The following is an 8,280-nucleotide window of genomic DNA, read 5'->3' as shown; positions in this document are numbered from 1 at the left end:
CGCCCGCACCGCCTTCGCCCTGATGAAGCAGCAACAAGAATATTGCCCCGCAAAGCTCTTTTAAGCGTTGCAGGGCACCATAGAATCTCCCACAGCGGCTTCGGAGCACTATCTGTAGGAGCCAGCCTGCTGGCGAATCCCGATACCTTTACAGCTCCTGCCCACACCCGTTCAGAGTGGTATCGCCGTAGCTGACCACCACGGTGTACGGATACTGTTTCCCGCTCATGTCGTCCTGGCAGGGGGTCTGTTCGATTTCCACGGTCAGGTCGGTGTCTTCGTTGCTGGCCTGGTAGAGGGTTTTGCCGCCCTCTTCCTTGGGACCGGGATCCGGAGTGGCGACGGTGGTTTCACCGTAATCGGTGACCAGTTCCAGTTTCACCTGCGGATAGATGGCCAGGCTCCAGCCGGGCTCATTACCCGCCGCCCAGAACTGGGCGCCCTGCTCACGGACTTTCTGCGCCGCCGGAGACAACCCGGCCCCCTCCACCCCTTCCATATCCTCCGGATTCTCCCGAGGCGTGTCGTCACCGGGCACCCGGTGAACGATGACGGTTACCGGCTGGTCGTTGCTCTCGCCCACTTCCACGGTATGCCGTTCGGTGGTGGTCCACAGCAGCTTGTCCTGCTGATCGCGAATTTCCGCGCGCACCGCGTAGCCCATGCCCATGTCCGGATTGACGTCACCACGCATGTACGTCAGTTCAAACGGAATCGGCACCTGGGTTTCCGGTTCGATGGTCTGCTCGGCAATCACCTTGGCCGCGGCATCGGCCAGGGACACATCCTCCAGCACTACCCTCACGGTGACATCCGGCGGCAACGCGATGCGCTCCCGGTAGAGCACTTCGCCTTTGAGGGTCACCTGCTGTTCTTTCTGTTCCATGGCGGCACCTCCTTGCCCGGAGGATTGGGAATCGTTGGCCGGCCCCTGGTCACAGGCGGTGAGCAAGGCGGCCACCGTCAGGGCGGAAAGAGAAAGCGTGGTTTTCATGATCGCTCCTTGAACATGGCACAAGACTGGGAATTCACCTGCAAACTCTAGCAGGCGCCGGGGCAAAAGCGATGATGACGGATGAAGGTTTGATGAAAATAAACAAAGCCCCTCGCCAGGGTCCTGGCAAGGGGCTCGGGGGCGGGAATCAGACCTGCACGTTCAGACTGACGTCGATGTTGCCGCGGGTGGCGTTGGAGTACGGGCATACTTCGTGAGCCTTGTTGACCAGTTGCTCCGCCTGGGCCTGATCCAGCCCCGGCAGGCTTACGGTCAACGCCACTTCCAGGCCGAAACCAGCGCCCACCGGGCCGATGCCCACCTGCCCCTGAACACTGCTTTCGGCGGGCAAAGCCACCTTGGCCTTGCCGGCGACCAGTTTCAGCGCGCTGAGAAAGCAGGCGCTGTAGCCGGCGGCGAACAACTGCTCCGGGTTGGTGCCCTCGCCACCCTGGCCACCCAGGGCCTGCGGCGTGGTCAGCTTCACATCCAGGGCGTTGTCACTGCTCACGGCGCGGCCGTCACGGCCACCGGTGGCTTTGGCTTCGGCACGGTACAGTACTTTTTCGATGCTCATGGTGCTCTCCTTTACGGTAATTTCACACTATTAAATAGCGCACTATTTAAATAAGCCCAAAGCAAGGCGCCAACGTGCAACGTGGCGCCCTACCCGTTCAGTTTACGGCGCAAGGCATGAAGCTGATCTTTCAGTGCCATCAGTTCTTCCGGCTGGCACTGGCTGGCGCAGGCCACCGCTTCGGGAATCGCTTCAGCCCGGATGCGCAGCTCACGCCCCTGCTCGGTAAGCCGCACCCTTACCCGGCGCTCGTCGTCGGCGGCCCGGCGGCGGGACAGCAGCCCCATGCCCTCGAGTCGCTTGAGCAGCGGCGTCAGCGTGGCGGAATCCAGGAACAACCGCTCGCCGATCTCCGACACGGTCTGTCCATCCTCCTCCCACAACACCATCATTACCAGGTATTGCGGATAAGTGAGCCCCAGTTCGCGCAACAACCGGCGGTAGACCTTGGTCATGGCCAGGTTGGTGGAATACAGGGCGAAGCAGACCTGGAGGTCAAGCTTGAGCAGACTGTCGGGGGTGTCGTGATCGTTCATGAGGGCGATATTAAATCGCGCGCTATTTAATAGCAAGAGAAATCGAAGCGTTCGCCAGCAAGGCTGGCTCCTACAGTTTGCGCTATGGAGCCGCTGTGGGAGCTCGCCTGCAAGCGAATGTGCCAACGTCGGAGGCCGCATTCGCCAGCAGGCTGGCTCCCACACAATCCAGAAAAGGATGGCGACGTTTTCTGTGCTTAGCGCGGCAGGCGCTCGATCAGCATGGCCACGCCCTGGCCGATACCGATACACAGGCTCACCAGCGCGTAGCGGCCACCGGTGCGCTCCAACTGACGCAGCGCGGTCAGAGCCAGACGGGAACCGGAAGCGCCCAGCGGGTGACCGACGGCGATGGCGCCACCGTTCGGGTTGAGGCGCTCGTCGTCGCCTTTCAGGCCCAGTTGCTTGCAGCAGCCGAGCACCTGGGTGGCGAAGGCCTCGTTGATTTCAATTACGTCCATGTCCTTGAGAGTCAGGCCGGCACGGTCCAGTACCTTCTTGCAGGCCTCCACCGGGCCCAGGCCCATGACCCGCGGTGCCACACCGGCCACGCCGCCGGCGATGATGCGGGCACGCGGCGCGATACCGGCGGCTTCGCCGGCGGCGCGGGAGCCGATGATCAGCGCGGCGGCGCCGTCGTTGACCCCGGAGGCGTTGCCGGCGGTGACGATGCCGCCCTCAACGATGGCCGGCAGCTTGGCCAGTTGCTCGGCGCCGGTGCCCGGGCGCGGGTGCTCGTCGGCATCCACCACCAGCGGCGGCTTCTTGCGGCCCTGGGGCACTTCCACCGGCATGATTTCTTCCTTGAAGAAACCGTCGGCGCGGGCGGCTTCATAGCGAGCCTGGGACTGGGCCGCGTAGGCGTCCGCTTCCTCGCGGCTGATGCCCAGTTCGGCGGCCACGTTGTGGGCGGTTTCCGGCATGGTGTCGGCGCCGAATTCCTTCAGAATACGCGGGTTGGGGAAGCGCGCGCCGATGGTGCTGTCGAACACCTTCATGTCACGGCTATAAGCGGTTTGTGCTTTGGCCATGACGAACGGGGCGCGGCTCATGGATTCCACGCCGGCGGCGATCACCAGGTCGCCTTCATTGACGGTAACCATGCGGGCGGCGTCCAGAGTGGCGGCCAGACCGGAACCGCACAGGCGGTTCACGGTGACACCGGCCACCGACTCCGGCAGGCCGGCCAGCAAACCGGCGTGACGGGCCACGTTACGGGCATCTTCGCCGGCCTGGTTGGTGTTACCGGCAACCACGTCCTCGAACTTCTCCAGCGGGAAGTCATTGCGGTTGACCAGGGTGCTGATGACGGAAGCCAGCAGGTCATCCGGACGCACCGGTGCCAGGGCGCCGGCGTGGCGGCCAAAAGGAGTGCGCAAACCGTCGTAGATATAGGCGTCAAGCATGCTGTGAGGTCCTCAAAGGTTGGTCCCGAATCCAAGTGTTCCGGTGAGGCGGTAATCGACCGCAATGGCGGTCCATAAGCCGCTCCCACGAGGCACGGCGCCATTCATAGGGAAGCACGGGAAGTGGCGTCCGCTGTGCGGAATATTGTTTTGAAACTTGACGGAAAGGATAGGCCGTGACAGAGTGCCTTGCAAGTCGGGTGACCGCCCGGTCCGCCCATTCCAGGGAGGCGTCCACACCGCGATCCACCTCGCGGCTCCGGTTCATCCTCCGCGAAACTCTCTTGCCGATCGAAACGACAGAATCATGATTCGTGACTCCGAACTGCTCAACCAGCTCGTCGACACTGTTCGACGCTTTGTCCGTGACCGTCTCGTGCCCGCCGAGCAATCCGTGGCCGAGAACGATGCCATTCCCGAAGACATTGTTCAGGAAATGAAAGAGATGGGCCTGTTCGGCCTGTCCATCCCGGAAGAGTATGGTGGTCTCGGCCTGACAATGGAAGAAGAGGCACTGGTGGCGTTCGAGATCGGACGGACCTCGCCGGCTTTCCGTTCCCTGTTCGGGACCAATAATGGTATCGGCGCCCAGGGTATTCTGATCGACGGCACCGAAGAGCAGAAGCGCAAGTACGTGCCGAAGCTGGCCACCGGCGAAGTGATCAGTTCCTTCTGCCTGACCGAGCCAGACGCCGGCTCCGATGCCGCCAGCCTGAAAACCCGCGCCGTGCGCGATGGCGACCACTACATCCTGAACGGCACCAAACGGTTCATCACCAATGGCCCGAAAGCCAACCTGTACACGGTGATGGCACGCACCGACCCGGACAACAAGGGCGCCGGCGGCATCACCGCATTCATCGTCGAAGGCGATACTCCCGGCCTGATCCGTGGCAAGCCGGACGTGAAAATGGGACAGAAAGGCGCCCACACCTGCGACATCACTTTTGAAGACTGCCGGGTACCGGCGGAAAACATCATCGGTCTGAAGGAAGGCCAGGGTTTCAAAACCGCCATGAAGGTGCTCGATCGTGGCCGGCTGCACATCTCCGCTGTGTGCGTGGGCGTGGCCGAACGCTTGATCGAGGATGCCCTGCGCTACGCCATGGAGCGTAAGCAGTTCGGCCAGCCGCTGGCCGAGCACCAGTTGATCCAGGCGATGCTGGCCGATTCCCGCGCCGAGGCGTTCGCCGGCCGTTCCATGGTTCTGGAAGCCGCCCGTACCAAGGACGCCGGCCAGCCGGTGAGCCTGGATGCGTCCTGCTGTAAACTGTTCTGCGCGGAAATGGTGGGCCGTGTGGCCGATCGCGCGGTGCAGATTCACGGTGGTTCCGGCTATATGTCCGAATACGCGGTGGAGCGTTTCTATCGCGATGTGCGTCTGTTCCGGATCTACGAAGGTACCACCCAGATCCAGCAGATCGTGATCGCTCGCAACATGGTGCGCGAGGCCCAGTAAACGCCACCCTGCTTCTGCAGGAGCCAGCCCTGCTGGCGAATTGACGTCCGACGCGGAACATTCGCTTGCAGGCAAGCTCCCACAGCGGCTTCGGAGCATGATCTGTAGGGGCTGGCGTCCCACGCCCGGCTCCTACAGCGGCTTCGTGGCACGGTTTGTGGGATCTGGCCTACGGCACAGTAAAAGAATCGGGGGACACGTTAATTGAACAGGGAATGGCCCCGGCGTTTGCGCCGGCTGCTGGATTACGCCTTGCCGCTGTGCATGGCCGCCACCCTGGTTTCCCTGTTGTTTCCCAATCCGCTCTCCCCCTGGATCGCGCGCCCCACTCTGCTGATCTATCTGCTGGTTCAATGGCGCCGCAAGAGCAAACTGGCCAAGGGCCTGCTGCTGTTCATCGCCGTCCTGTCCATCCTGATATCAATCCAGAGTGACGATCCCCTGCCCCAGTTTCTGGCGGCCTGGGATCGCTTCTGTTTCTTCGCCACTTTCGTCTCCGCCCTGGGTTTGTTGCGAGTGTCGGCCATGCGCTCCCGCCTGGTCCGTCACGCCGGTCAGGTGCTGATCCGCCAGCGTCCTGCCTGGCGTTATCCGACACTGTCCATCGGCACCGCCGTGTTCGGCATGATCATCAACATCGGCGTGATCGGCCTGTTCGGTTCCATGGTGCAACGCAGCAACAGCCTCAGCGCCGCCGGCGGCGAACGGCGTGTGCAGGCGGTGCGTGAACGGCGGATGATGCTGTCGATTCTACGCGGCTTTGCCCTGGTGCCGTTGCTGTCGCCACTGGGCGTGACCATGGCGGTGATGCTGTCGAACATGCCGTCGCTGCGCTGGCACACCATCGCGCCGGTGGCGCTGCCCACGGCGGTGCTGATGTTCGCCATCGGCTGGTTACTGGATTGGGTGCTGCGCCCGCGCAACCTGAAAGTGCCGCCGGTGGATCGGCGTTCTTCCAAACCCTTGTGGCAATTCACCGCCCTGGCCGCGGTGATCACTGCAGCCGTGTTCCTGTGTGGCTGGGTATTGGATGTGCGCTTGCCGGTGGCGGTGTTGATCGCCTGCCCGCTGAGCGCCTTCACCTGGTTGTCGTTGCAGCGGCGTCGGCTGGGTGGCGGCACCGGTGCGCGCCGGGCGGCCATGCTGTTGTACCGGCATTCCCGCCTGATCTTCGGCGCCAACCGTAACGAAGTGGCGATTCTCGGCGGTTCCGCTTTCCTCGGCGCGCTGCTGGTGCCGGCGATTGATCGCGACGTGCTGGCCGAGGCGCTGTTGCACACCGGCCTGTATGGCCCCTGGTTCGCGGTCGCCGCGATGATGGCGGTGATCCTGCTGTCGCAGATTGGGCTCAACCCGATTGTCTCGGTGACCCTGATCGCCGGCCTCTTCGCCGACACCCATGAGATCGGACTGGAACCCGTGGTGCTGGCGGTGGCGCTGATGAGCGCCTGGTCCCTGGCGATGATCACCTCCCCCTTCACCGCCGCCATGCAGGTGCTTGAGCAACTGTTGCAGCGCTCCTCCTACATGATCGCCTGGCGCTGGGACGGCCTGTTCTTCTGGATCATCGTGCCAACACTGTGCGTTTGGGTGTTCGTGCTGCACTCTTTGCAGGGGTGAGCTACCGGGGTGAGAGATGGGGGTAAACGCCCCTTCTCCCATCCTCTTGACGAAATACGTCTTAGACGTATACTGACCAAATGTACACGGTAGTTGAAACGCCCACTTTCGCAGCGGATGCGGACAAATTGTGGAGCACAGAAGAATGAGCCGAGTTTTGCGCCTGGATCGCAGCGCACCCATATGCCGGTAATGTCGTCCCTGGCAGCGGCGGTTGTCGCAAAGTCCGCTGGTCCCGGCCGGGAATGGGTAAAAGAGGCGGGGTACGCGTTCTTTACTTCACCCGCCTGGCCAATGGAGAAATCTGGCTGCTGGTGATGTACGCCAAAAACACCATCAGCACTATCCCGGCGCACTTGCTGAAAGCCATACGCGAGGAGTTGGAAAATGGCCAAGGATAAAGCTCTGACCGGAGAGGAACTGGGTAAGAAGCTGTTGCAATCGGTTCGGGAGATGAAAGCCGGCTACGTTGCCCGCAGAACCGAAGTGAGTGACAACGAAGTGGCCCAGGCCCGTCACCGGACCGGTTTGTCCCAGTCTGAATTTGCCCGGGCTCTGAATATTTCCCATCGCACTCTGCAGGAATGGGAACAGGGTCGGCGCACGCCGTCCGGCGCCGCCCGGACACTGATCGCGATTGCCTTTCGCCACCCCGAGGTGATCGTGGAGACGCTAGCCAACGAGGGATGATTCAGAGGTGGCTACGCGACCGAGAGCCTATTCGCTGGCAAGCCAGCTTCCCACAGCGGCGTCGTAGCATGGCTGTGGGAAGCTTGCTTGCAAGGGAAGGTTTGACTTATTCCGGGCGAATATGGGCGGTGGCTTCGTCTTCCACGCGTTGCCAGATTTCCACGCCCATGGGGTTCTCCGATTCTTCCAGGATGTGCCCCACCAGGCCGATGGCGCGGGCCATGACGCCGAAGCCGCGCACGATTTTCCAGGGGAAACCGAATTCACAGCAGATCGCGCCGATGGCGCCAGTGGCATTGATCGGCAGTTGTTTGCCGGAAGCCGCTTCGGCTTTGGCGGCGATGCGCTGCATCAGATCCACGTAGCGACCGGACAGGCCGTTCTCCTCGGCGATCTGGAACAGCCGCGGGGTGCGAGGATCCACCGGCTTGTGCAGCGGGTGGCCAAGGCCAGGAATGATTTGCTTGCGGCCACGGAAGTCGGCGACCACTTGATCCGCCAGAGCCTCCAGATCCACATCGGCTTTCGGATCCGGCAGCGCTTCATAAAGCATTTTCGAGGCGCCTTCCATGCTGCCGACGAACACCGTGCCAAGACCGCACAGGCCGGCGGCCACCGCCGCTTGCAGGGATTCCGGCGCGCCGGCATAGGTGATACGGGCGGCCAACGCGGACGGCGTGATACCGTGTTCCACCAGGGTGATGACGATGGCGTTGAACACCTTGGATTGCTGCTCGGTGGGCGCTTTCCCGGTCAGTTGCAGGTAGGCGAGATCCCCCAGATTCATGTGCCCGAGAATTTCATTGGGCAGATCCTTGCCCCGCACTTCGATACGGTCACGGGTACTCCAGGCGATGTCGGAGCGAATCGGTTTGTTTTGACGAGCCATGGTGACTTCCTCGTTTGGGTTCGTTGGTATGAAAGAACGGATCGCGTTACAGCGGCTTCGTGACTCCTGTTCTGTGGGAAGCTGGCTTGCCAGCGAACTGGCCTGAGGC

The 8,280-nt window shown here is 62.3% G+C and carries 9 protein-coding genes; 4 read left to right on the top strand and 5 right to left on the bottom strand.

Annotation, left to right across the window (positions count from 1 at the left end; genetic code table 11):
- Positions 1-148: 148 nt before the first annotated feature.
- From CRO06_RS15555 to CRO06_RS15540, 4 genes are all read right to left on the bottom strand, one after another.
- Positions 149-994: a YbaY family lipoprotein gene (locus CRO06_RS15555; protein WP_097058817.1), complete on the bottom strand. Its 846-nt coding sequence runs from the start codon at positions 992-994 to the stop codon at positions 149-151.
- A gap of 148 nt (positions 995-1,142) precedes the next feature.
- Positions 1,143-1,571 (bottom strand): organic hydroperoxide resistance protein, encoded by a 429-nt coding sequence (locus tag CRO06_RS15550; protein WP_097058816.1) that lies wholly within the window; start codon positions 1,569-1,571, stop codon positions 1,143-1,145.
- 89 nt (positions 1,572-1,660) lie between these two features.
- Entirely contained in the window at positions 1,661-2,107 is a 447-nt protein-coding gene (locus CRO06_RS15545) for a MarR family winged helix-turn-helix transcriptional regulator (protein ID WP_097058815.1), read from the bottom strand.
- A gap of 197 nt (positions 2,108-2,304) precedes the next feature.
- The gene (locus tag CRO06_RS15540; RefSeq protein WP_026948907.1) at positions 2,305-3,513 is read right to left on the bottom strand and encodes a 3-oxoadipyl-CoA thiolase; all 1,209 of its coding nucleotides are present in this window, start codon (positions 3,511-3,513) and stop codon (positions 2,305-2,307) included.
- A 307-nt stretch (positions 3,514-3,820) separates the two neighbouring features.
- Here CRO06_RS15540 and CRO06_RS15535 point away from each other — a divergent pair, with 307 nt between their 5' ends.
- The 4 genes from CRO06_RS15535 to CRO06_RS15520 all read left to right on the top strand — a co-directional run bounded on the left by CRO06_RS15535 (position 3,821) and on the right by CRO06_RS15520 (position 7,282).
- On the top strand, positions 3,821-4,972 hold the full coding sequence (locus CRO06_RS15535) for an acyl-CoA dehydrogenase family protein (protein ID WP_022994208.1): 1,152 nt from the start codon (positions 3,821-3,823) through the stop codon (positions 4,970-4,972).
- Between the two features lie 204 nt (positions 4,973-5,176).
- Positions 5,177-6,592 (top strand): hypothetical protein, encoded by a 1,416-nt coding sequence (locus tag CRO06_RS15530; protein WP_244902843.1) that lies wholly within the window; start codon positions 5,177-5,179, stop codon positions 6,590-6,592.
- Between the two features lie 245 nt (positions 6,593-6,837).
- Positions 6,838-6,993 carry a hypothetical protein gene (locus CRO06_RS20235; protein WP_244902842.1) on the top strand — a complete coding sequence of 52 codons (156 nt, stop codon included), beginning with the start codon at positions 6,838-6,840 and terminating at the stop codon, positions 6,991-6,993.
- Positions 6,980-7,282 (top strand): helix-turn-helix domain-containing protein, encoded by a 303-nt coding sequence (locus CRO06_RS15520; RefSeq protein WP_097058814.1) that lies wholly within the window; start codon positions 6,980-6,982, stop codon positions 7,280-7,282. Before CRO06_RS20235 ends, CRO06_RS15520 begins: the two co-directional genes overlap by 14 nt.
- 106 nt (positions 7,283-7,388) lie before the next feature.
- Here CRO06_RS15520 and CRO06_RS15515 read toward each other — a convergent pair whose 3' ends face one another.
- Positions 7,389-8,171: a citryl-CoA lyase gene (locus CRO06_RS15515; RefSeq protein ID WP_026948909.1), complete on the bottom strand. Its 783-nt coding sequence runs from the start codon at positions 8,169-8,171 to the stop codon at positions 7,389-7,391.
- Between the last annotated feature and the right edge of the window lie 109 nt (positions 8,172-8,280).

The organism is Alloalcanivorax xenomutans, from assembly GCF_900217905.1.
Taxonomy (GTDB): domain Bacteria; phylum Pseudomonadota; class Gammaproteobacteria; order Pseudomonadales; family Alcanivoracaceae; genus Alloalcanivorax; species Alloalcanivorax xenomutans.
The sequence above is the reverse complement of the archived record's forward strand: the minus strand, read 5'-3'. Positions and strand labels throughout refer to the sequence as shown.